Below are 23,183 nucleotides of genomic sequence, written 5' to 3' on the forward strand. Positions count from 1 at the left end.
CGCTGGTCGGCAGACGTGAGGAGAAAGAGAGAAATGACCCAGGACCCGAAGGACAGCCCGGATCCGCAGCAGCCTCCCGCGGGCCTGCCTCAGCCTCCCGGTGCCGTGCCTCAGCCTCCCGGTGCCGTGCCTCAGCCTTCCGGTGCCGTGCCCCAGCCTTCCGGTGCCGCGCCTGTGCCTCCCGCGGCTCCTTCCGCACCGTATTCCGCGGCGCCGGGTGCCGGGGCTGGGCCGTTCGCCCCGCAGCCGCCGATCCCGGGGGCGCCAGGGGGGTCCTACCCGCGTCCGCAGTACCCGACCGAGCAGCTCACCGGGCAGGGCGCGGTGCCCCCGGAGTACATGGCCTGGGCGCCGCGCGAGACGCCCACCCAGCACACCACCCCGATGCCGCCGTACCCGCACGCGTACGGCGGTGGCCAGCAGCCGCCCAGCGGGTCCTTCCAGGCCGTGCCCGGCGCCCCCTACGCGTCCGATCCGAACAACACCGGCGCCTTCGCCGCCGCGCCCTATGCGACGACGACCGCCACCAAGCCGCCGCGTGGCCGGGGCGGCCTGATCGCCGCCGCCCTGGCGCTGGCCCTGGTGGCGGGCGGGGTGGGCGGCGCGGTCGGCGCGCTGGTCGCCAACTCGGGCAGCGGATCCTCCGCCACCAACGCCCTGGACGGCCCGTCCTCCAACGCGAGGAACGCCTCGGTGACCGCGCCCGCCGGTTCGGTGCAGGCGGTGGCGCAGAAGGTGCTGCCCAGCGTGGTCATGATCAAGGTGGTCGGCGACCGGACCGAGGGCGAGGGCTCGGGGGTCATCCTGTCCTCCGACGGCCTGATCCTGACCAACAACCACGTCGCCAGCGGCGCGGGCGCCGACGCCAAGATGCAGGTGCAGTTCAAGGACGGCAGCACCGCCACGGCCTCGGTCGTCGGCGTGGATCCGGTCTCCGACATCGCGGTCATCAAGGCCGCCAACAAGTCCGGCCTGACGCCGATCGACCTGGGTACCTCCAGGGATCTGCAGGTCGGCCAGCCGGTCGTCGCGGTCGGCTCCCCGCTCGGGCTGGCCGGCACCGTGACCACCGGCATCGTCTCGGCGCTGAACCGGCCGGTGTCCACCAGCGGCGAGTCCGGCGGCAACGGCACGGTGATCTCCGCCGTGCAGACCGACGCGCCGATCAATCCGGGTAACTCCGGCGGTGCGCTGGTGGACATGAACGGCAAGCTGATCGGTATCAACACCGCGATCGCGACGCTGGGCGGCTCGGCCGACGGCAGCCAGCAGAGCGGATCGATCGGGCTCGGCTTCGCGATTCCGGTCGATCAAGCCCGCCGCGTGGCCGACCAGCTGACCAAGACCGGGCACGCGACCTACGCCCAGATCGGCATGTCCGTGCTGAACCAGGCGCCGGGCAATGTCGGGACCAGCGGTGCGGTCGTCAAGGACGTGACCGCCGACGGCCCCGCGGCCAAGGCCGGCATTCCGGCGGGAGTGGTCGTCACCAAGCTCGACGATCAGGTCATCGACAGCGGTGACGCGCTCGTCGCCGCGGTGCGCTCGCATCAGCCGGGCGAAAAGGTCTCGGTGACCTATACCGACACCAACGGTCAGAACCCCAAGACCGTCCAGGTGACCCTCGCCGGCGCGCCCGCGGACGGTGGCCGATGACCGAGCGCCGCACCCGCCCCCTGACCCTGCTGGGGGACCGCCGCCGGGACTCCGGGGGAACTGGGTCCTTGTCACCGCTGGACGCTACGGTTAGCGGCATGGAAATGGATGCCCCTGTGGCGGGCCGTGCGCTTGTGGTGGTTGTGGACGACCGTTCCGCCCACGGGGGGACCGATTCGATCGGTCCGCTGGTGGTCGAGCTGCTGTCGGAGGCCGGATTCCTGGTCGATGCCACCGTGCTGGTCGCCGCCGACGAGGTCGAGATCCGCAATGCCCTGAACACCGCCGTCATCGGCGGCGTCGATCTGGTGATCTCGGTCGGCGGCACCGGCATGTCGCCGCGCGATGTCACCCCCGAGGCCACCTCCGAGGTGCTGGACCGCGAGCTGCCCGGCATCAGCGAGGCGCTGCGCGCGTCGGGCCTGTCGGCCGGTTCGCTCGATGCGGGCCTGTCCCGCGGGCTGGCGGGGATCTCGGGCAGCACACTGGTGGTCAACCTGCCGGGCAGCCGCGCCGCGGTGCGCGACGGCATGGCCACCCTCGGCCCGCTCGCCAGCCGCGTCATCGATGAGCTGTCCGGATTGGACGAGTGAGTACGCCCTCGCACGACGACGAGAAGCCCCCCCGCCGGGCCACCGAGGCCACGGCGGGGGGTGCCGCGCGTGCCGCGGCGGCCGATGCCGCGCGCCTGGCGCGCATATTCGGCGATACCCTTCCGCAAACCACCACTGACGAACGCGGCCCCGAGGGAGAATCCGCCTCGTCGCAGAACTCCTCGGACGATTGGTTGCGGGCGCAGGTGCCCCCGCATCACGGGTGAGTCACTCCCCATCACATATGCGTCGCGATGACGTACTCGAGCCGTAACTCGCGACCTTTCTCTTTTCCGAACGCTCACAGCGTTTTTGGCGTTGTCGTGATTTCGCCGGATTCTCGATGTGATTTAGATCACATCGTGTTTACGTCTGCTTACGTTGTCAGCCGGTTGCCAGTGCGTTTAATGTTCGCCTTTGGGCTGTACCACCAGCGGTTCTCCAAGGCCCGGAGATGACGCTTCGGCGTCGGATCCGGCGGAACGTGGCCCGGTTCCGTCAAATCGGTCTGCCGAATGCAGCGGGATTTGCTGTCGGTTACACGACGGCAACACTCCGTTGCAAGGCCGAGTTGGGGTCTTACCCGAACCGTGATTTCAACCCCGGTGGTCGGGGTTGAGAACAGCCTCGGAGGTCGAGGCTGGGGACGCCGTCATCGGTGGTCGATGCCGAAACGCCCAGCGTTGATAGTCGAGGCTGAACTGCAGCTTCGGTGGTCGAGGCTGCCTGCATTAACCTGATGAGGGGAAGTATGAGCGAGAACCGCACCAGCGGTGTGCGTCGCGGTGCCCGGATCGCGGGCATTGGCGCGGCGGCGACCGTTGCGATCGGGCTTCTTTCGACCGGTGCTGCCAACGCAGACGCGTACATTCCGTTGCCGGACGGTACGACGGCGGGTCCCGACGGAGTTGTCATCCACCGCTTCGGCGAGCACGCGACCATTTCGCCATCCCTGGCAGCCAACGGTGCCGGCCGTACTGTCTGGGTCTCTGGTCGCGCCGAGGCCGATGTGCCGAACGCACCCAAAACCACTGTCGGCCCGAACAACGGCCAGCTGAACACGCCGGGGTCGAACAATTCGTCCACCCACGCCAGCTCCCAGATCAACACCGGATACATCATCGGCTGCCAGGTCAACATCGGCACCGACGCGATCTCGGCGGGCATCTCGGGCAGCGTCAGCCTGACCAGCGCCAACGTCGGTGGCTCGATCGGCCTGAACCTGGGCCCCGGCCAGGTGAAGTTCGTCCAGATCGATGACATGGACATCACTCACCCGGGCCACTGGGGCGTCGACTACCAGGACGCGGAGATGAACATCCAGGGTTGCGCGGGCTATGCCCAGGCGCGTGCGTACACGGTTGTCGAAGTTGTCGGCAACAACTACTCGAAGACCACGCTCTACGGGCAGCCGTTCAGCATCGGCTGACGTGGCCGTTCAGCGAACCCATTCTCGCGCATAGCGATTCACCCTCGAGGGAAACAAACATGGACATCCGTAAGACCTTGGCCCGCGCGGCCGGCGTCGGTGCTGTCGCCACCGCCGCTCTCGGCCTGTTCTCCACCGGTGCGGCCAACGCCGACACCTTCGTGCCGCTGCCGGGCGGCAACGTCGTGCAGACCTTCTCCGACGGCACCCAGGTGCACGGCTGGCTGGACCACGAGTCGGCCAACATCAACCCGTCGATGGGCTCGACCCCCGTGCACCGCAACGCCTGGGTGTCGGGTTCGGCGCACGTCCACCTGACCGGTGACTCCTCGGTCAACGGCGGCGCCATCTACCCGGGCTACGTGGTGGGCTGCCAGGTCAACATCGCCGGCGGTGGCGTCAACGCCTCTCCGAGCGTCGGTGGCAGCTGGGACAGCTCGGGCAAGGTCACCCCGTCCGCGGGTGTTAGCACCGGTGGCAACCTGAGCCTCGGCCCCGGCCAGGCGCAGGCGTTCTACATTCTCGACATCGAGAAGAAGGACGACTTCGGTCAGGACCACCACTCGACCCACACGTCCTTCACCGGTAACGACGCCTCGGTGTCGTGGAAGGACGAGACGATCGGCCTGACCGGCTGCGCCGGGTACGCCCAGGCGCGTTCGTTCGTCAGCTACGAAATCAACTCCTCCACCATCCAGGGCTGGGTGACCCTCTGGGGCGCCCCGTTCAGCATCGGCTGATCGGACCAGCTGATCCCGCTCCGGCCAATTGCGGCCGGGGCCAAGGGAATTGATTCCGGCATCCCCTTCGCTGGAATCACGGGAACTCGGTAGGAGGGTGGGCCCGGTGCCGTGTGCGCCGGGCCCACGCTTACCGGCTGCCGCGTGGCTCAGAACTCGTGACGTCCGCCCGAGCTCTGATTGACCTCGGCGAGCAGATCGCGAATCTCGGTGAGCCGCGCGAGTTCGGTGGCCTCCGGATCTTCCGCCTTACCCCAGCGCTTCCTGGCGTGGGAGGCCGGAAGTACCAGGACGAAATACACCACGAGTGCGATGAGAATGAAGTTGATCGCGGCGGTGATGATCGGTCCCATCGCCACGTAGGTCGCGGGTTTGTCGGAGACGAGCCGGAATCCCAGGCCCAGATCGCCCGTGCCGCCGAAGATATTGATCAACGGCGTGATGATGCCGTCGGAGAATGCCTTGACGATCGCGGTGAATGCCGCACCCATCACGACCGCGACCGCCAGATCGAGCACATTCCCCCGGAGTAGAAAGTCCTTGAAACCCTTCAGCATTGCTGCTCCTGTCTCATCTGGTTCACCCGCTTCGCGCCGAAACCTCTCGTCATGGCGTGGGGCGCCCACGTTGGGGCCGGGTGTCGAGGATGCTAGATGATCATGCGGCAAATACTTGGCAACCGGGATGAACTCTACTGAAAAACCACGGTGAGCGCGGTACGCAGGGATGCGGCGGCGACCGTCGTGGCGTGTGCGGAATCCAGGGCGATCAGCACGATGCGCTCGCTCGCGGCCCCGGATCTGTCCGGACTCGCGCGCTCCCGCCCGGACTTCTCGCCGCCCGGGACCGACACGACGACCGCGCCGACGGCCAGGGGTTGCGGCGAGGACACCGCGGACTCGGGGTCGGCGGCGACCACGTCGACCCGGTCTCCCGACCGCAGGATGTCGGCTACGGCGTTGTCGGCCAGGCGAATCGGCACGATCCGGGCGCCGGCCACCCCGGTCGCGGCGGCCGCGAGGCGCGGGCCGACGATCCGCACGTCGGTGAAGATCTCCCCGGCCCGCATGGCGGTGGTGAGGGTGGCGCCCTCGAGCGGGGCGAGTTCGTGCAGGGCCCCGGCCGGCAGTGCGCCCGCGGCGAATTCGGCGCGGCGCAGGTCGGCCGCGACGATCGTCTGACCGGGCGCGAGATCGTGCGCGGCCACGACGGCCGGGATGCGGTGGGACGCCGGATCGCCGCGGAGAAGCAGGTATCCGGCCAGCGCGGTGAGGGCGGCGGCGAGGATCCGGCGGGCCAGCACCGCATCGGCCCAGGCCGGGCGCCGGTCGAGCAGCGCTTCCCAGCGCGGCGCGCGCCCCAGGTCGCGGTCGCCGCCGCGGTCCGCGCCCAGGCGATGGATGCTCGGCATGCGCTTGGTCATGCCCGGCACGCTACGGCCGGGCGCGCCCGCCGCGGCTCAGGAAAACGCTGGTCGACATCGGGCTGTGGATAACGTGAGAGCTGTGGACAACTCGCGCGCAGGCGCAATCCGCCGGAGTCCGCGCGAGTACTGTCCGTGTTCGATGGGGATGTGCGCGCTCGAAGCGCCCAGCAGCGGTCGGTCGAGGGCTATGACACCTCGCCGGGCCGCTCAGGCGGCCGAGTTGCTTGCGGTGCTGCTGCTCGACGACGTGCTGCTCGACGACGACGAACTCGAGGCGGAGCTGCTCGAGGAGCCGTTGGAGGAGGAGCTGCTCGACGACGATTCGGCCTTGGCGGGCTCGCTGGCCGTGCTGGAGCCGCCCCGGCTGTCGGTGCGATAGAAGCCGCTGCCCTTGAAGACGATGCCGACCGAGTTGAAGAGCTTGCGCAGCTTGCCGTCGCACTTCTCGCACACGGTCAGGGTGTCGTCGGAAAACGACTGGACGATGTCGAACTTATCGCCGCACTGCGTGCACTGGTACGAGTAAGTAGGCACAGGAACCTCCACAGTCTCCGTCGTTAGCACTCTACAGCCGACAGTGCCAACGATGCCAATCGGCGGATAATTCCCGGTCAGCGGGGGATGGTGGCGGAGCTTACGGGTCGGTCAGCCCAGCTGGGTGAGGCCCGCCCCGGGCGTCAGCGCCCAGCCCATGCGGACGTCGTGCGGTTCCTCGGGCAGCAGGTCCAGTACTTCCTCGTCGCGGACCACCGCGATCAGCCGGGCCCCGGGCCGGGCCGCTGGCAGCGTCCGGTCGTAGTATCCGGCGCCGCGGCCCATCCGGACGCCGCGGCGGTCCACGGCCAGTGCGGGCACCAGAATCGTGTGTGCCCAGCCGACCGCGGCCGGCGACAGTCTGGCCCCCGACGGTTCCCGCAGCCCGTAGCGGGCGCGCTGCAGGCCCTGCTTGCCGGTGTATTCGGCCCAGTCCAGCGGCCCGGGCGGGCCGGTCAGTGGCAGTAGTATCCGGGCCCCGGCGGCGCGCAGTTCGTCGAGCATCGCCGTCGAGCCGGGCTCGCCGCGCACCGGCACGTACGCGGCCACCCAGATGTCGCCCGCCGCGGCCAGGGGGAGCCGGGCCAGCGTCGCGGCCAGGGCCGTTGCCTCGGCCTCCCGCACGGCCGGGTCCAGGGTGGCGCGGCGGGCCAGCAACTCGGCGCGCCAGTCCTGTTTGTTCGGATGAACTGCGCTGTCCACGGTGATCCCGGCCTCCGCTTCGCTCGTGTCGCCTCCGGTTATGTTCGCTCTGCACGAGCGTAGCCGTGGTTTCCGATTCGGTGTGACGGGGAATTGCTGCAAGCATGCTGGGCGGCGGCGAAATCGGCTGGACCGCCCGGGGTGCGTCTCACCGCGCGGCCGTGCGGGCCGCCGCCTAGGCTTCCCGGTGTGCCGGGGCCGAGCGGAGCCGGTCCGGCCGACAGGACTGATGGATAGGGTGTGCTTTATGACAGCATCGCGCAGCGATTCCGTGAGCGACGGTCGGACGGGTGGTCCGGTGTCCTGCTTCCGTACCGCGGTGGTGCCCGCGGCCGGACTCGGGACGCGGTTTCTGCCGGCGACCAAGACCGTCCCGAAGGAACTGCTGCCGGTCGTGGACACGCCCGGTATCGAGCTGGTCGCCGCCGAGGCCGCCGAATCGGGGGCCGCCCGCCTGGTGATCGTGACCTCGCCCGGTAAGGACGGCGTCGTCGCGCACTTCGTCGAGGATCTGGTGCTCGAGGGCACCCTCGCCGAGCGCGGGAAGTTCCAGCTGCTGGAGAAGGTGCGCAAGGCGCCCGGGCTGCTCGATGTCACCTCGGTCATCCAGGAGGAGCCGCTGGGCCTCGGGCACGCGGTGGCGCAGGCCGAGCAGGTCCTGGATCCCGACGAGGATGCGATCGCGGTGCTGCTGCCCGACGATCTGGTGCTGCCCTCGGGCGTGCTGGATGTGATGAGCCGGGTGCGGCGCAAGCGCGGGGGATCGGTGCTCTGCGCGATCGACGTGCCCAAGGACGAGGTCAGCGCGTACGGCGTCTTCGATGTCGCGACGGTGCCCGACGCCGCCAATCCGAATGTGCTGCGCGTCAACGGCATGGTGGAGAAGCCCGATCTGGCCGACGCGCCCTCGACCTACGCCGCGGCCGGACGCTATCTGCTCGATCGCGCGGTCTTCGACGCGCTGCGCCGCATCGAGCCCGGCGCCGGCGGCGAATTGCAGCTCACCGATGCGATTTCGCTGTTGATCTCCGAGGGGCATCCGGTTCATGTTGTGGTGCACCGTGGGTCGCGCCACGACCTGGGCAACCCGGGCGGTTATCTTCGAGCTGCGGTCGATTTCGCTTTGGAGCGGGAAGAATACGGTCCCGCTCTGCGCGAGTGGCTGCAACGGCGCCTGGGTCCCGACTGGGATCCACAGCGGACCTCGTCGGAGTAGATCCGGCGAGCGCTGCGGCAGCCTGCGGCGAAACCGGCCGGGACCGGCGGGATCGCCGTATTGGAGACGGAGAGAGTAGGAAGGGCTGCATGCGCTCGGTGGAGGATCAGCAGATCAAGGTGACCGCGGCGGCCGTTGCGCCGCGGCCGGTCCGGGTCGCGATCTCCGAGGCCCAGGGCCTGCTGTGTGCCGAGGATGTGGTCACCGAGCGCCCGCTGCCCGGTTTCGACCAGGCGGCGATCGACGGCTACGCGGTGCGCAGCGTGGATGTGCAGGGCGCGGGGGCCGACATCCGGGACGAGGCAGGCGATCCCGTCGATCTGACGCTGCCTGTGGTGGGCGAGGTCGAGGCGGGGTCGCGGCAGCCGATCCGGCTGCAGCCCCGTCAGACCGTGCGGGTCGACACCGGCGCGCCGCTGCCCACCCTGGCCGATGCCGTACTGCCGGTGGACTTCACCGACGGCGGGCGCGCCCGCATCAAGGTCTACGAGCCGGTCCGCACGGGCGATTACGTGCGGCGCATCGGCGACGACGTGCAGCCGGGCGATGTCGCGGTGCGCGCGGGCACCATCATCGGCGCGGCGCAGGTGGGCCTGCTTGCCGCGGTGGGCCGGGACAAGGTGCTGGTGCATCCGCGCCCGCGGCTGTCGGTGATCTCGATCGGCGGGGAGCTCGTCGACATCGATCGCACACCCGGTCCGGGCCAGGTGTACGACGTGAATTCCTACGCGCTCGCGGCCGCGGCGCGCGACGCCGGCGCGGATGTGAACCGGGTGGGGATCGTCAGCGCCGATCCGGGACGGCTGCGCGATGTGGTGGAGGGGCAGCTGGTTCGTTCGGAGGTCGTGGTGATCGCCGGTGCGGTCGGCGGGTGGGCCTCGGCGCAGATCCGCGAGGCGCTCGAGGGTCTGGGCGAGCTCGAGATCGACCGTGTGGCAATGCATCCCGGGTCGGTGCAGGGTTTCGGCCGGCTGGGCCGCGACGAGGTGCCGACCTTCCTGCTGCCATCGAATCCCGTTGGCGCGCTGGTGGTTTTCGAGGTGATGGTGCGGCCGCTGATCCGCATCGCCCTGGGCCGGCGCCATCCGATGCGGCGAATCGTGCGGGCGCGCACCATCATGCCGATCAGCTCCATGGCGGGCCGGCGCGGCTATCTGCGGGCCCAGTTGATGCGCGACGAGCAGACCGGCGACTATCTGGTGCAACCGCTCGGGGTGAACGGCTCGTCGCATCTGCTGTCCACCCTGGCCGAGGCGAACGGCCTGATAGTCCTGGAGCCCGATGTCACCGAGGTCCGCACCGGTGACGAGGTTCAGGTCGCTTTCCTCGCGCAACGCGGCTGAACACCATGGATATGAACGTCTTCCGATCCGCGCAGCATCCGGGCTGGCCCGCGCATCTGGGTCCGGTGCGGGTGGCCGGCGGGCAGGTCTCGCTGCGGCCGATCCGGCTGCGCGACGCGTCGGCGTGGGCCCGCATCCGGGTGCGCGATCGCGAGCACCTCGAGCCGTGGGAGCCGACCGGGCGCGGGGCGTGGGAGGCGCGCAACCATCCCTCGAACTGGCCCTCGCTGTGGTCGAGCCTGAAGGCCGAGGCCCGTCGCGGGGCGATGATCCCCCTGGTGATCGAGGTGGACGGGGCGTTCAGCGGGCAGCTCACCATCGGCAATATCGTGCGCGGAGCGCTGCGGTCGGCGTGGATCGGCTACTGGGTCGCCAAGGATGCCGGCGGGAAGGGCGTGGCCACCGCCGCGCTGGCGCTGGGGCTGGACCACTGCTTCGGGCCCGTCGGGCTGCATCGGGTGGAGGCGACCGTGCGCCCCGAGAACGAGCGCAGCCAGGCCGTGCTGCGCAACGTGGGCTTCCGCGAAGAGGGCATGCTGCGCCGATATCTCGACGTCGACGGCGCCTGGCGGGACCACCTGCTGGTCGCCATGACCGTGGAGGAGGTTTCGGGGACCGTGGTCGAACGTTTGATCCGCTCCGGACGGGTAATCAATCCCTGACACTTGTTACTAGTGTGACGGATGTGGACGGCGCGCCTTGCGGATATTCACTCGGGGTCCTACTAGCCTACGCACGTCGGTGGTGCGTCCCGCATCGCCGGAAGGGAGCCGGTGCAGTGGCCCGACGAGGCGGCATGATTCTCGCCGCGACGCCGGGATATGGCATCGGTGGCACGGAGGGCCGGCGGGGACGGAGGTGTGAGCGCGGTGCCGAATTCGATCTTGTGGATCGGTCTGGTGGTGCTCTGGGTCTTCGTGCTGTTTCCGTTGCTCGCCGCGCGGTATCCGCGCATCCGGCGCACGACCGACACCGCTCTGGCCACTCGGGTGTTGCATCGCGGCGGCACCAGCAGCCAGTCGAGGCCCGCCTCGGGGCACGATTCCGATCCGGACTGGGTACCCAGGCGCGTGCAGAGAAAGCTATTTCACGGCGATGATGCGGAGGATCGGATGACGACTTCGGCCGATGAGCCCGTCACCGAGCGCGACGACGAAAGCGGTACCCGCGGCGTGACCGGCGAGGGCGAGGTCATCGAGGCCGAGGTGGACGAGTTCGACGACGCCGAATGCGCCGGGGAGAGTGTGATCGACGAGGCGGGCATCGAGGACGCCGAGATCGAAACTGGCGACCTGGAGGCGGCCGATCCGGCCGCCGACCACGACGACATGGGAGACGGCGAGGCGCGGGGGAGCGCCGCGCCCGGCGACTACGACGAATCCGAGAAGTCCCCGCGCCACGCCGAGCCGCGCCGCGCGGCCCCGCCGCGGGAGCCGGACGACTTCGCCGAGCCGGAGGTCGAGTACGCCGACCCAGAGACCGGGGATTCCGAGTTCACCGTGGGCCGCATCGTGCCCATCCGGCGCGGTCGCGGCGGGTACGACCCCGAGGCCGACGCGGTGGCCCGCGCCGCCCGCTATCGCTTCCGGCAGCGCACCACGCTCGGATTGGCGTTGAGCGCCTTGCTGTTCGGTGCCTTCGCGGTCGCGGTGACGCGGATGCTGTGGTGGGGCTGCGGCGCCTCGGTGCTGGTGCTGGTCGCCTACCTGATCTATCTGCGGCGGCAGGTGCGCATCGAGGAGGACATCCGCCGCCGCCGCACCGCGCGGCTCTCGCGCGGCGCCCGTCCCTCGGCCGCGAAGGCCGAGCCGAGTGACGCGCGCGCCCCCGAGGCTCCGTCGATGGACCGCGAGACGGCCAGGGACCTGCGTCGCCGGGCCGTCGTGCTGGATGTCGACGACGAGGACCCGTCCTTCGATTTCCTCGAGACCTTCGACGCGACCGTGGCCCGCGCCACCCGCGCCGGTGGCGGGGAGATCCGTCGCGCCGCGGGCGAATAGGGACGCGCGAAGTGGCCCGGGATCCGCCGCGCGGGAGCAGAATCGGATTCAGGCGGTTGGTCGTCCGGGCGTTATCGACGTCGCTCGGCCGGTGAACCGATGGGGCGCCATTGTCGTAGTACAACCATGTGGGCGGACGAGTTGCCCGCGGGCACGGTGCGCGGCAGATGCGCATTCGGGCCCCTGCACGCCAGTAGCCGGGTTCGTGACGGACCCGCCGGCAGACCTCTCAGCTAGGGGAATGACATGATCGAACGAACCTTGTTGTGCTGTGCCGTGGCCGGACTGCTCGCCGCGGCGACCGCCTGTTCCTCCTCGACGACGTCCAGTTCCTCCCCCTCGGCCGCACCGGCTTCGTCGGCCTCGCCGTCCGCGACGGCCCCGCTCCACCTCGCCACCATGCCCACCGGCACCGTCTCGCTGACCTGGAATTCCGCGACGAAGGAGGTCACCGCGGCGGTCGATCTGTGGGGCCTCACCCCGGGCAGCTCCCATGCGATGCACATCCATCCCGGGGTCTGCAAGGACCAGACCAAGCCGCCCTCGATTCCGTTCCCCGATATCACCGCCGACGCCATGGGTGTGGCGAAGCAGACGTTGGTCAGCAAGCCCGCCCCCGCCGGGATTCCCACCGGCGCCTACATCAACGTGCACCTGGCGCCGATGGCGACCGTCGGTAACCCGGGGGATGTCAGCTTCACCTCGATCGCGTGCGGCGACATCGCCGCCGGGACGACCGCGGCCGGTCCGGTGACCGTCAAGATGAGCGCGCCGCCGACGAAGGGCGTGACCCCCGCCGGAACGGTCGCGCTGGCCTATGACGCCGCGAAGCACAGCCTGCACGTGGATCTCACCGCGACCGGCCTGCCCGCCAACTCCGCCCATGCGGTGCATATTCACAAGGGCACCTGCGCCGCACAGGGCGATGTGGTGTATCCGCTGCCCGATCTGCAGGCCGATGCCTCCGGCAAGGGCACGGTCAGCACGACGGTCCAGAATGTGACCACGGCCCCGCCGGCCACCGGCTGGTATGTCAACGTGCACATGGGACCGATGTCGCAGATCCTCGCTGGGGACAAGCCGACCATGCAGTTCGCGCCTATCCTCTGCGCGAATGTGAAGGGCTGAGCCAGCGGTCGACGGTATGCCGTGCACGCCCGGCCGGTGCACGAACAGCATCGGCCGCACGACGGTTCGCCCAGGTCCGCTCGGATAGCAGGTGAAAATGCCTGCGGCCCTTGATGCGCGCACGATGTCGCATCAAGGGCCGCGGTATTTCGTTGGGAGCTAACGCTTTCCGTCCACTCGCTGGGGTACGTCCCACGGGTTGGCGTCCCGCAGCGGTGCGGGCAGCAGCGCCTCCGGGAAGCCCTGCCAGGCCACCGGACGCAGGAAGCGGTCGATGGCCGCGGTGCCCATGGAGGTGAACTGCGGTGTGGTGGTGGCCGGGTAGGGACCGCCGTGCTGCTGGGCCCAGGACAGGGTGATCCCGGTGGGCCAGCCGTTCCAGATCAGGCGTCCGGCCAGCGCGGTCAGCCCGGGTAGCAGGCTCTCGACCAGCTCGGCGTCGGACTCCTCGGCCTGCAGCGTGATGGTCAGGCCCGGCTCCAGCTCGCGCAGGATCGCCCGGAGCTGTTCGGGGCCTTCGTATTCCACGATCAGCGAGACCGGGCCGAAGCATTCTGCATCCAGCGATTCCGAATGGTGCAGGAAATCGGCGCCGTTGACTCGCAGCAGCGTCGGGCCGAACTCCGCGGTATCCGGGGCGGGCGCGGGGGGCACCTGGGAAGGTGTGTCGGTTGAGCCCGCGGAGTCGGCGGATGCCGAAAGCGCCCGGGACGGTGTATCTGTTGAGCCTGTGGGATCGGAAAGCACTGCGACGGCCGGATGTTCGGTCAGCCGCTCGAGTCCCGCGCGGTAGCCATGTGCGATGCGTTCGTTGAGCATGTGCTGCGCCGGGATCGCCGCGACCGCCGCCCGCAGTTCGTCCTCGAGGCCGTGGCCCGCGGGCAGCAGCAGCAGACCGGGCTTGGTGCAGAACTGCCCCGCGCCCAGGGTGAACGAACCCGCGTACCCCGTGGCGATTTCCACGCCGCGCGCCGCCACCGCGGCCGCTGTGACGACCACCGGATTCACGCTGCCGAGCTCGCCGTAGAACGGGATCGGCCGCGGCCGGGCGTTGGCGATGTCGAACAGCGCCCGCCCACCGGCCTCGGACCCGGTGAACGCGGCCGCGGCGATGCCCGGATGCCGCAGCGCCGTCACACCCGATTCCAGGCCGTAGATGATCCCGACGGTGCCCTCGGGCGCGCCCGCCTCGGTCAGCGCCCGCGCCAGGATCTCGAAGGTGCGCTCCGACAGCTCGGGATGTCCCGGGTGCGCCTTGATGACGACCGGGCAGCCCGCGGCGAGGGCGGCGGCGGTGTCGTGTCCGGCCACGCTGAGGGTGAGCGGGAAGTTGCTCGCGGTGAAGACCAGCACCGGCCCGATGGGCACGGTCATCCGCCGAATGTCCGGGCGCGGGCCCATCGGCCACTTCGCGTCGGCGTGATCGACTGCGGCCCTCAGGAATTCGCCGTCGGTGAGCACCTGGCCGAACAGTCGCAGCTGAAAGACGGTGCGCACCATCTCACCCCGCAGACGCGGCTGCTCGGGCAGATGAGTCTCCTTGGCCGCCAGCGTGACCAGCTCGTCGGAGGCCTTCTCCAACGCGTCGGCCGCCGCCTCGAGCAGGCGGGCCCGCTCGACGGGGGTCGTCGCCGCGAGCCGGTCCGCGGCATGCACCGCCGCGGAGACGATGCGATCGATGTCGGCCGGGGATGTCTCGGCAGTCACTGTGTCCTCCACCAGGTGTCGTCGGCATGTGTGGGCCCTCTCAGGCCTTCAGCTCGTATTCGTCCACGGACCAGGCGCGGGCCTGCTCGCTGAGCGTCACGCCCAGTCCAGGGCGGGCGGACAGGTGCATCCTGCCGTCCCGGATCTCGAGGCGCTCGTTGAACAGCGGGTCGAACCATTCGAAATGTTCCACCCAGGGCTCGATCGGATACGCCGCGGCCAGATGAACGTGCACCTCCATAACGAAATGCGGTGCCAGCTGTAGATGTTCGCGCCCGGCCAGGGCCATCACGTCCAGGAAGCGGGTGATGCCGCCGACGCGCGGCGCATCGGGCTGCACGATATCGATTCCGGCCCGGATCAATTCGGCGTGCTCGGCGACGCTGGTCAGCATCTCGCCGGTCGCGATCGAGGTGTCGAAGGTCCGCGCCAGCTGCGCGTGCCCGGCGAAATCGTAGGCATCCAGGGGTTCTTCGATCCACACGAGCTGTAGCGGATCGAACGCCCGGCACATTCGGCGCGCGGTCGGGCGGTCCCACTGCTGGTTGGCGTCGGCCATCAGCGGTACGGCGTCGCCGATCTTCTCGCGCACGGCGGTGACCCGGGCGATGTCCACAGCGTTGTCCGGATGCCCCACCTTGATCTTGATGCCGCCGATGCCCGAGGCGAGCGATTCGCCCGCACGCTCGAGCACCTCCTCGATCGGCGCGTGCAGGAAACCGCCGGAGGTGTTGTAGCAGCGCACCGAATCGCGATGTGCGCCCAGCAGTTTGGCCAGCGGCAGCCCCGCGCGCTTGGCCTTGATGTCCCACAGTGCGACGTCGAACGCGGCGATCGCCTGCACGGACAGCCCGCTGCGGCCCACCGAGGCGCCCGCCCACATCAGCTTGTCCCAGATCTTGGCGATATCGCTGGGATCCTCGCCGATCAGGACCGGGGCGATCTCCCTGGCGTGCGCGAACTGGCCGGGGCCGCCCGCGCGTTTGGAGTAGCCGATGCCGATGCCCTCGAGCCCGGCCTCGGTGGTGATCTCGGCGAACAGCACCGCCACCTCGGTCATCGGCCGCTGCCGCCCGGTCAGGACCTTGGCGTCGCTGATGCCGGTGGGCAGCGGCAGGGTCACCGAGGAGAGCCTGACGCCGGTGATCCGGTCGAGCACCGCGGGGCTGAGATTCTGTGTCATGCGTCGATATCCCTGTCAGGCAATCGTTTTCACAAGTTCGGTCAGCTCGGCGAGCTCGTCCGGCGTCAGATCGGTCAGCGGTGGGCGGACCCGGCTCGACGGGCGGCCGACGGCGGTCAGGCCCGCCTTGATGATGGACACCGCGTAGCCCTTGCGCCGGTCGCGGATGTCCAGATAGGGCAGCACGAACGCGCGCAGATGCCCGTAGACCGCCTCGCGATCGTGCGCGCGCACGGCCCGGTAGAACTCCAGCGCGAACTCCGGGGCGAAGTTGAAGATTGCCGAAGAGTATGTGGTGACGCCCATTTCGGTGTACGGCAGCGCGAAGGTCTCCGCCGTGGGCAGCCCACCGATGTAGGTAAGGCGCTCGCCCATGCGCGCGTAGATGCGGGTCATCGTCTCGATATTGCCGACGCCGTCCTTGAATCCGATGAGATTCGGGCACCTCTCGGCCATCCGGGCCACGGTCACGTCGTCGATCTGCGCGTTGGCGCGGCTGTAGAAGATCACCCCGAGCGAGGTCGCCGCGCACACCGCGGCCACGTGCTCGACGAGCCCGTCGGGACCGGCCTCGGTCAGGTACGGCGGCAACAATAGAATGCCCTGTGCCCCACCGGCTTCGGCATTGCGCGCCTGCTCCGCCGCGACCGCGGTCCCCGCGGTGGCGGGCGCGATGACGGGCACCCGCCCGCCGGTCTCGGCGACCGCGGCGCGCACGACCCGGTCGATCTCGGCGGTGGTCAGCGAGAATCCCTCACCCGTGCCGCCCGCGGCGAACAGCCCGGCCACGTCGTGCTGCGCCAGCCAGCCGATGTGGTCCCGGTACGCGGCCTCGTCGAAGGCCAGCTCCGCATCGAAATGCGTGATCGGGAACGACAGCAGCCCGCGCCCCAGGGCGGGGCCGAGATCTTCGGCGGATATCTCTGACACGGGGTTTCCTCCTCGGGAACGACCTATCGGTGCCGGGCTCTACGGGGACGGTGAGCCGGCGGAGCTTGCGGGGTGGACAGGGTTGGCGGCCGGCCACGTCTCCAGCAGATCGATGACGCGGCGCAGCGCCGGATTGGCCGGGTGCCGCCGCCAGACCGCGTACAGCTCGACGGGTTCGCGCACCTCCATCAGCGGGCGATAGCACACCCCCTCGGGGTGCAGGTGGCTGGCGGTTTCGGGAACCAGCGCCAGGCCGCGTCCGGCGGCGACCAGCGCGAGCATGGTGTGCACCTGGGTGAGCCGGTCGGCGGTGTCGTAGGAGACCCCGGCCAGCATCCTGGTCATGAGTTCGGCGAAATACCGGGCCGGGCCCGGCGCGTAGACCAGCAGCCGCTCGCCCTCCAGCTCGTCGATCTTCATCGGCCGGTCGGTCGCGAGCCGGTGTCCGTCGGGCACCGCGAGCACCAGCGGTTCGCGGTGCACCAGCCGGCCGTCGAATTCCGCGCGGTCGAACGGCGGCCGGGCGAAGGCCAGATCCAGTTTGCCGCTGGACAATTCGTCGAACTGCGCCGCGCTGACCTGCTCGGCCAGGGCCAGCTCGATCTCGGGCAGCGCCCGGGAGATCTGGTTGAGGAACCGGCCCAGGAAACCGAAACCCGCGGTGGCGGTGAAGCCGATCCGGACGGTGCCGGTGTGCCCCGCGGCGACCAGTCGCGCGGTGCTCGGCGCCGCCTCGGCCAGGGCCAGCAGGCGTCGCGCCTCGGCCAGGAAAACCGCACCGGCGGGGGTCAATTCGACCTGCCGCTGGGTGCGATCCAGCAGCAGCACCCCGATATCGCGCTCGAGCTTCTGCACCTGCCGGCTCAGCGGCGGCTGGGTCATCTGCAGTCGCTCGGCGGCACGCCGGAAGTTGCCCTCCTCGGCCACGACCACGAAGCCGCGCACCTGCTCCAGGGACAGCATGGCCGACAGCTTGCCGTCGTTCATGTGTGCTCCTGGGGTGCGCGGGTCGGTATGCAGGGGTTGTTCGTCCATCGGTTTCCTTTGCAGGCTAGGGCCCGTAACTGATACCAGTCCAACATCAGTTGAGCATCACCACATGCTGAAGAGGTATCAGTATAGTTTTCATATATATGAATTAGTTCGGTAAACCGGAGATATTCAGGATTGAGAATGCTTGGATGCCTGGTTAGCCTGGCGAACCAACGATGGTCGGCGGTAGCCGCCCCAGCGTGTGAGGAGTGTCATGCAGAGCCGCGGTCAGGTCGATCGCCGTACCGATGTCGAGCGGGTGACCGGGGATGCCCGGGCCGAGGCCGCGAGCGGGGTGAAATCCGCGCGGCGCGCGATCGCGCTGCTCGAGGTGTTCGCGGCGGACCGGTCCTGGTTGTCGCTGTCGGATATGCACGACGCCACGGGTTTTCCGCGTTCGAGCCTGCACGGCCTGCTGCGCACCCTGCGCGATGCCGGCTGGATCGAGGCGGACGAGTCCGGCGCGCGGTTCCGGCTGGGCGTGCGGGCGCTGATCTGCGGCACCGCCTACCTCGACCGCGATCCGGTGATGCCCTTCGTCACCGAAACCCTGGAACGCCTGCGCGAGGAGACCGGCTTCACCGTCCACTACGCGCGGCTGGCCGGTGCGGAGGTGGTCTATCTCGAGACCCGGGAATCGCGCACCTCCGGACATCTGATCTCGCGGGTGGGCCGGACGCTGCCCGCGCACGCCACCGCGCTGGGCAAGGCGCTGCTGGCCGAGCTGTCCGATGCGGAACTGGCCGCGCTGCTCCCGGCCCGGCTGGCGCCGCTCACCGAGCACACCCTGACCGATCGCGACGCCCTGCACGACGAACTGGGCGTGGTGCGCGACCGCGGATACGCGACCGAGCGGGAGGAGGGCACCGTCGGGCTGGCCTGCGCCGCGGCCGCGGTGCCCTATCGGATCCCGGCCACCGACGCGCTGAGCTGCTCGATGCCGCTGGAGCGGGTGACCGAGGCCGAGCAGCACCGCATCGGCGCGGCGCTGCACGAGGCGGCGACCCTGCTGGCCATGCGGCTGCGCCGCGCCGGAATCCGTTGACCCGCGCGGCTTCTCATCACCGGATAGACCAAGGAGTTTCACCATGCCTGATCAGCGCGTTCTCGTCACCGGCGCCGCCGGCATCCTCGGCAGGCTGATGCGCACCCGCCTCGCCCGCCCCGGCCGGGTGCTGCGGCTGCTGGACATCGCGCCGCCCGACCCCGCCGCGCCCGGTGAGGCGGTCGAGATTCTGACCGGCTCGATCACCGACGCCGCGGTGATGGCGGGCGCCTGCGCCGACGTCGACGCGATCATCCATCTCGGCGGAATCAGCCGGGAGGACGCCTGGGACCGGATCCTCGAGGTCAATATAGACGGCACCCGCACCGTGCTCGAGGCCGCGCGCGCGGCGGGCGTGCCGCGGGTGGTGCTGGCCTCGAGCAACCACGCCGTCGGATTCCGCACCATCGGCGAGGCGGGCCCCGACGGCCTGCCCGGCGACAGCAGCCCGCGCCCGGACACCTATTACGGGGTGAGCAAGGCGGTGATCGAATCCCTTGGGAGCCTGTACCATTCGCGATTCGGGATGGACGTGAGCTGCCTGCGCATCGGCAGCTGCTTCGAAGAGCCCGCCGACGTGCGCCAGCTCTCGCTGTGGATGTCCCCGGACGACTGCGCCCGGCTGCTCGAGGCGTGCCTGGCCACCGACGAACCCGGATATCGTGTGCTGTGGGGCGTTTCGGCCAATACCCGCGCGGTGGTGTCGCTGCGCGAGGCGCGGGAAATCGGGTATCGGAGCCTGGACGACGCCGAGCGGTACGCCGATCGGGTGCCCGCGGGCGAGCTGCCCGGGTACATCGGCGGCGCCTTCTGCGACATCCCACTGGGACAACACAATCCGCTGTAACCGGCCCTGTCGTCGCCGACCTGGGTCACCACAGGCGGGTCTATCGGGCAGGGGTTGAGGCTGCGACGAGTTCACATATATGAATGCATGACGCAATACCGAATGAGCATCGGGATGTGTATTGCGTTCGCCTATTGAGCATGTGACCCTGAGCACACTCGCTTGGTAGTAAGGAAGCTTCACATGCAGCAGTCGGCAGCGGCGCCCGGGCGGGGGCGCCGGATCAGCGTCTCCTACCTGTACTTCTTCGGGGCGCTCGGGGGGATCCTCTTCGGTTACGACCTCGGGGTGATCTCCGGGGTGCTGTTGTTCATCAACCCGCTCTGGAAGCTCGGCTCGTTCGCCCAGGGCGTCGTCGGCGGCAGCCTCGCCGCTGGCGCGGTCTTCGGCGCGATCTTCGCCGGACGGATCACCGAGCGCTGGGGGCGGCGGCCGTCCATCATGGTCGCGTCGGTCGTCTTCGTCCTGGGCGTGCTGGGCTGCACGTTCTCGCCCAGCTTCGGGGTCCTGGTGGTGGCGCGCTTCATCACCGGCGTCGCCGTTGGATGCTCCTCGGCGACCGTGCCGACCTACCTGTCGGAGCTCGCGCCCACCCGGGCGCGTGGACGGCTCTCGACGCTGAACCAGCTGATGATCGTCTCGGGCATCCTGATCGCCTACGTCATCGACTGGGCGCTGTCGGGTGCGGGCTCGGCCAACTGGCGAATCATGTTCGCCATCGCCGCGATTCCTGCGGTGATCCTGTTCTTCGGCCTGATGATCATGCCGGAGACCCCGCGCTGGCTGGTGAAGGCCGGGCGCGAGGACGAGGCGCGCGCGGTGCTGCAGCAGACCCATCGCGACGACGACATCGAGGCCGAGCTCGGCAGCATCCGCGAGGTCATCCGAATCGACACCCAACAGCGTGGATCGCTGCGCGAGCTCATCGCGCCGTGGGCGCGCCCGGCCCTGGTCGTCGCGCTGATCCTGGCCATCGGTCAGCAGTTCGCGGGCACCAACGCGGTGAACCTGTACGCGCCGACCATGTTCAAGCAGCTGGGCCTTGCCACCTCGGGCTCGCTGCTGGCCTCGATCATCATGGGCGCGGTCAAGCTGGTGTTCACCGCGTGGGTGTTCCTGGTGGTGGACCGGTGGGGCCGCAAGCCGCTGCTGCTGATCGGCAACGTGCTGATGGCACTGTCGCTGATTCTGCTGGGCATCGTCGTGATGGAACTGCACAAGGGCACCGGCACCGGAATCGTTGCGCTGCTTCTGCTGTGCCTGTACTGGGTCGGGTACGAGCTCGGCTGGGGCGCGGTGGTCTGGGTGATGATGGCCGAGATCTTCCCGCTGAAGATCCGCGGCGTCGGCATGGCCACCGGCAGCACGGTGCTGTGGGCGGCTACATTCGCCATCACCTTCCTGTTCCCGGTGATGAGCGACCATCTGGGCCTGGGGTGGTCGGCGTACATCTTCGCCGCGGTCAGCGTCGTACTGTTCGTGCTCGTGAAGCGGTATGTGCCGGAGACCAAGGGGCGCAGCCTGGAACAGATCGAGCTGGATCTGCGGGGCCGGGTCGGCGGTGCGGTCGCTCCGGTAGACGAGGCGGCGCCGGAAACGGCCGCGCCGACGGGGACCGCCGCGGCGGAGTCGGCGTGAGACGACGCGCGCCGCGGGCGCACGGAGAGGATGAGACATGACGACGGTCGTCTACGTGTCCAACGCCGACAGCGCGGAGATCGCGGTGCTGCGGCTCGGCGCGGACGGCACGCTGCGGCCGGTGCGGCGGGTGCGCGTCGGCGGCGCGGTGATGCCGCTGGCGGTCAGCCCCGATCGCCGCTACCTCTACGCCTCGCTGCGGTCGCGGCCGTATGCGGTGGCCTGCTTCGGAATCGACTCCGGCACCGGGGATCTGACCGAGCTCGCCACGGTCCCACTGCCGGACAACATGGCCTACCTGTCCACCGACCGCACCGGTCGCTACCTGCTGGCGGCCTCCTACACCGGCAGTGTCATCTCGATGAACGCCATCGCCGGGAGCGGGATCGTCGCCTCCGAGCCGATCGAGGTGCTCGCCACGCCGCCGCATGCGCATTCCATCGTGACCGATCCCTCGAACAGGTATCTGTTCGCGGCGGTGCTGGGCGGGGATGCGATCCTGCAGTACCTGTTCGATCCGGCCACCGGGCTGCCGACGCCCAACGTCCCGGCGTTCGTCTCCACCAAACCCGGTGCGGGGCCGCGGCATCTGGTGTTCCATCCGGACGGGCGGTTCGTCTTCGCCGCCAACGAGCTCGACGGAACGGTCGGCAGCTACGAATTCGACTCCGGGACAGGGAATCTGCTTCCGATGGACACGTATTCCGCGGTACCCGAGGGGTGTTCGGAACCGTGGGTGGCCGAGCTGCGCCTCACCCCGGACGGCCGGTACCTCTACGTGTCCGAGCGGCGGTCCAGCACGATCGCGGGATTCCGGGTGGACGGCACCGGTGCACTGTCGCCGCTCGGGCATACCGCGACCCAGGCATGCCCGCGCGGCATGGGAATCGACCCGAGCGGGCGGTATCTGCTTGCCGCGGGCCAGGAGTCGGATGCGCTCACGGTGTACGCGATAGATCCGGACACCGGGGCGCTGACCCCGCGCGGTGAGCAGGCCGTGGGCCGCAATCCGAACTGGGTGGAGCTGGTGGAGCTGCCGTAACCGGGGTTGTCTGCGGTGCGGGGGTAGGCTGCGGACGGGCCGATGAGGGCCGGTTCGCGGCGTGTTTCGCTGCGGCGAATCCCGGCCCCGGCACGCCGGACGACGTTCCGGTACTTCGCTGACAGCGTTCGGCAGACATGGAGGTGAACTGTGGCGCAGGAGGACTCGGTGACCGACCACGAACTGGATCTGAGCGCGGGCGCCGCGCGGCTGACGGTGAACGCCGCCACGGGCAGGATCGCCCGGTTCCGGGTGGGGGAGGCCGACGTGCTGCACACGGGCGCGCATTTCGGGTGCTTCCCGATGGCGCCGTGGTGCGGGCGGATGCGCGAGGGCGTACTGGAGTTCGGCGGCCACACATATCAGCTGCCGCGCAACGCCGAACCGCACGCGATCCACGGCACGGTGCGGGACCATCCCTGGGAGGTCGTGCGGCACAACGACACCGAGCTGGTACTGGCGCAGGACCTGCGTGCCCCGTGGCCGTTCGCCGGACGGGTCACGCAGTCGTTCGCGCTCGACGCCGATTCCGCCGCGTTCGCGATGACGGTCGAGGCCGCGTCGGATTCCTTTCCCGCGCAGGCGGGCTGGCATCCCTGGTTCAACCGGCGGCTGCACGCCGGCGGCAAGGACGTCGAGATCGCCTTCGCGCCGGCCTGGCAGGAGCAGCGGGGCGAGGACTACCTGCCGACGGGTCACCGCATCGCGCCGCTGCCCGGTCCGTGGGACGACTGCTTCGGCATGCCGGACGGGGTGGACGTCACGCTCACCTGGCCCGGTGCGCTCGAGCTGACGATCGCCAGCCCGTTGCGGTGGGTGGTCGTCTACGACCTGCCGCCCGACACGGTGTGTGTGGAACCGCAGTCCGGACCGCCCAACGGGCTCGAGACCGATCCCGCGGTCGTCGCTCCCGGCGCACCGCTCGCGGCCGAGATGTCTTGGAGCTGGCGGGGTCTGGCCTGAGCCGGATTCAGTGCACGCGCGAGGAGTCG

At 69.6% G+C, this 23,183-nt stretch carries 24 protein-coding genes; 15 read left to right on the top strand and 9 right to left on the bottom strand.

Annotated features, from left to right (window positions below; translation table 11 throughout):
- The first annotated feature begins 33 nt into the window (after positions 1–33).
- The 5 genes from KO481_RS08055 (at position 34) to KO481_RS08075 (ending at position 4,418) form a co-directional block, all read left to right on the top strand.
- Complete coding sequence (locus tag KO481_RS08055; RefSeq protein WP_215916355.1) at positions 34–1,656, top strand: S1C family serine protease; 1,623 nt, start codon at positions 34–36, stop codon at positions 1,654–1,656.
- A 98-nt stretch (positions 1,657–1,754) separates the two neighbouring features.
- Complete coding sequence (locus KO481_RS08060) at positions 1,755–2,249, top strand: MogA/MoaB family molybdenum cofactor biosynthesis protein (RefSeq protein ID WP_215916356.1); 495 nt, start codon at positions 1,755–1,757, stop codon at positions 2,247–2,249.
- The gene (locus KO481_RS08065; RefSeq protein WP_215916739.1) at positions 2,246–2,476 is read left to right on the top strand and encodes a hypothetical protein; all 231 of its coding nucleotides are present in this window, start codon (positions 2,246–2,248) and stop codon (positions 2,474–2,476) included. The genes KO481_RS08060 and KO481_RS08065 overlap by 4 nt, the downstream gene beginning before the upstream one ends.
- A gap of 524 nt (positions 2,477–3,000) precedes the next feature.
- The gene (locus KO481_RS08070) at positions 3,001–3,678 is read left to right on the top strand and encodes an MspA family porin (protein ID WP_215916357.1); all 678 of its coding nucleotides are present in this window, start codon (positions 3,001–3,003) and stop codon (positions 3,676–3,678) included.
- A 59-nt stretch (positions 3,679–3,737) separates the two neighbouring features.
- Positions 3,738–4,418: an MspA family porin gene (locus tag KO481_RS08075; protein WP_215916358.1), complete on the top strand. Its 681-nt coding sequence runs from the start codon at positions 3,738–3,740 to the stop codon at positions 4,416–4,418.
- 149 nt (positions 4,419–4,567) lie between these two features.
- Here KO481_RS08075 and mscL read toward each other — a convergent pair whose 3' ends face one another.
- The 4 genes from mscL to KO481_RS08095 form a co-directional block, all read right to left on the bottom strand.
- Positions 4,568–4,975, bottom strand: a complete 408-nt coding sequence (gene mscL, locus KO481_RS08080; protein WP_215916359.1) for a large conductance mechanosensitive channel protein MscL — start codon at positions 4,973–4,975, stop codon at positions 4,568–4,570.
- Positions 4,976–5,109: 134 nt separating this feature from the next.
- A complete protein-coding gene (locus KO481_RS08085; RefSeq protein WP_245400542.1) occupies positions 5,110–5,841 on the bottom strand; it encodes an SAF domain-containing protein in 732 nt (243 codons plus the stop codon).
- A 210-nt stretch (positions 5,842–6,051) separates the two neighbouring features.
- Positions 6,052–6,378 (bottom strand): FmdB family zinc ribbon protein, encoded by a 327-nt coding sequence (locus KO481_RS08090; protein ID WP_215916360.1) that lies wholly within the window; start codon positions 6,376–6,378, stop codon positions 6,052–6,054.
- A gap of 111 nt (positions 6,379–6,489) precedes the next feature.
- Complete coding sequence (locus KO481_RS08095) at positions 6,490–7,080, bottom strand: 5-formyltetrahydrofolate cyclo-ligase (RefSeq protein WP_372451949.1); 591 nt, start codon at positions 7,078–7,080, stop codon at positions 6,490–6,492.
- A 247-nt stretch (positions 7,081–7,327) separates the two neighbouring features.
- Between KO481_RS08095 and KO481_RS08100 the strand changes: the two genes are divergently transcribed.
- The 4 genes from KO481_RS08100 (at position 7,328) to sepX (ending at position 11,639) form a co-directional block, all read left to right on the top strand.
- Positions 7,328–8,296, top strand: a complete 969-nt coding sequence (locus tag KO481_RS08100) for a UTP--glucose-1-phosphate uridylyltransferase (RefSeq protein WP_215916361.1) — start codon at positions 7,328–7,330, stop codon at positions 8,294–8,296.
- A gap of 89 nt (positions 8,297–8,385) precedes the next feature.
- Positions 8,386–9,639, top strand: a complete 1,254-nt coding sequence (gene glp, locus KO481_RS08105) for a molybdotransferase-like divisome protein Glp (RefSeq protein ID WP_215916362.1) — start codon at positions 8,386–8,388, stop codon at positions 9,637–9,639.
- 11 nt (positions 9,640–9,650) lie between these two features.
- Positions 9,651–10,301: a GNAT family N-acetyltransferase gene (locus tag KO481_RS08110; RefSeq protein WP_215916363.1), complete on the top strand. Its 651-nt coding sequence runs from the start codon at positions 9,651–9,653 to the stop codon at positions 10,299–10,301.
- A 207-nt stretch (positions 10,302–10,508) separates the two neighbouring features.
- The gene (sepX, locus tag KO481_RS08115) at positions 10,509–11,639 is read left to right on the top strand and encodes a divisome protein SepX/GlpR (RefSeq protein WP_215916364.1); all 1,131 of its coding nucleotides are present in this window, start codon (positions 10,509–10,511) and stop codon (positions 11,637–11,639) included.
- Positions 11,640–11,872: 233 nt separating this feature from the next.
- On the opposite strand, the gene KO481_RS08120 is transcribed toward sepX, so the two are convergent.
- Entirely contained in the window at positions 11,873–12,040 is a 168-nt protein-coding gene (locus KO481_RS08120; protein WP_215916365.1) for a hypothetical protein, read from the bottom strand.
- On the opposite strand from KO481_RS08120, the gene KO481_RS08125 reads away from it, so the two are divergent.
- Entirely contained in the window at positions 12,039–12,767 is a 729-nt protein-coding gene (locus tag KO481_RS08125) for a CHRD domain-containing protein (RefSeq protein ID WP_215916366.1), read from the top strand. The genes KO481_RS08120 and KO481_RS08125 overlap by 2 nt on opposite strands.
- Before the next feature lie 159 nt (positions 12,768–12,926).
- Here KO481_RS08125 and KO481_RS08130 read toward each other — a convergent pair whose 3' ends face one another.
- The 4 genes from KO481_RS08130 to KO481_RS08145 are packed head-to-tail and all read right to left on the bottom strand — an operon-like array spanning position 12,927 to position 17,622.
- On the bottom strand, positions 12,927–14,474 hold the full coding sequence (locus KO481_RS08130; protein ID WP_308166423.1) for an aldehyde dehydrogenase (NADP(+)): 1,548 nt from the start codon (positions 14,472–14,474) through the stop codon (positions 12,927–12,929).
- Between the two features lie 40 nt (positions 14,475–14,514).
- Positions 14,515–15,657, bottom strand: coding sequence for an L-talarate/galactarate dehydratase (locus tag KO481_RS08135; RefSeq protein ID WP_215916368.1), 1,143 nt, complete (start codon positions 15,655–15,657; stop codon positions 14,515–14,517).
- A gap of 15 nt (positions 15,658–15,672) precedes the next feature.
- Positions 15,673–16,587 carry a 5-dehydro-4-deoxyglucarate dehydratase gene (gene kdgD / locus KO481_RS08140; RefSeq protein ID WP_215916369.1) on the bottom strand — a complete coding sequence of 305 codons (915 nt, stop codon included), beginning with the start codon at positions 16,585–16,587 and terminating at the stop codon, positions 15,673–15,675.
- A gap of 39 nt (positions 16,588–16,626) precedes the next feature.
- A complete protein-coding gene (locus tag KO481_RS08145) occupies positions 16,627–17,622 on the bottom strand; it encodes a LysR substrate-binding domain-containing protein (RefSeq protein ID WP_245400544.1) in 996 nt (331 codons plus the stop codon).
- A gap of 211 nt (positions 17,623–17,833) precedes the next feature.
- Here KO481_RS08145 and KO481_RS08150 point away from each other — a divergent pair, with 211 nt between their 5' ends.
- The 5 genes from KO481_RS08150 to KO481_RS08170 all read left to right on the top strand — a co-directional run bounded on the left by KO481_RS08150 (position 17,834) and on the right by KO481_RS08170 (position 23,154).
- Complete coding sequence (locus KO481_RS08150) at positions 17,834–18,664, top strand: IclR family transcriptional regulator (protein ID WP_215916370.1); 831 nt, start codon at positions 17,834–17,836, stop codon at positions 18,662–18,664.
- A gap of 43 nt (positions 18,665–18,707) precedes the next feature.
- Complete coding sequence (locus tag KO481_RS08155; protein ID WP_215916371.1) at positions 18,708–19,511, top strand: NAD-dependent epimerase/dehydratase family protein; 804 nt, start codon at positions 18,708–18,710, stop codon at positions 19,509–19,511.
- A gap of 183 nt (positions 19,512–19,694) precedes the next feature.
- On the top strand, positions 19,695–21,149 hold the full coding sequence (locus KO481_RS08160) for a sugar porter family MFS transporter (RefSeq protein WP_215916372.1): 1,455 nt from the start codon (positions 19,695–19,697) through the stop codon (positions 21,147–21,149).
- A 37-nt stretch (positions 21,150–21,186) separates the two neighbouring features.
- A complete protein-coding gene (locus KO481_RS08165) occupies positions 21,187–22,191 on the top strand; it encodes a lactonase family protein (protein WP_215916373.1) in 1,005 nt (334 codons plus the stop codon).
- Between the two features lie 168 nt (positions 22,192–22,359).
- Positions 22,360–23,154 (top strand): aldose epimerase family protein, encoded by a 795-nt coding sequence (locus tag KO481_RS08170; protein WP_215916374.1) that lies wholly within the window; start codon positions 22,360–22,362, stop codon positions 23,152–23,154.
- Positions 23,155–23,183 lie beyond the last annotated feature (29 nt).

The sequence above is a fragment of the Nocardia albiluteola genome (assembly GCF_018860155.1).
GTDB classification, from domain to species: domain Bacteria; phylum Actinomycetota; class Actinomycetes; order Mycobacteriales; family Mycobacteriaceae; genus Nocardia; species Nocardia albiluteola.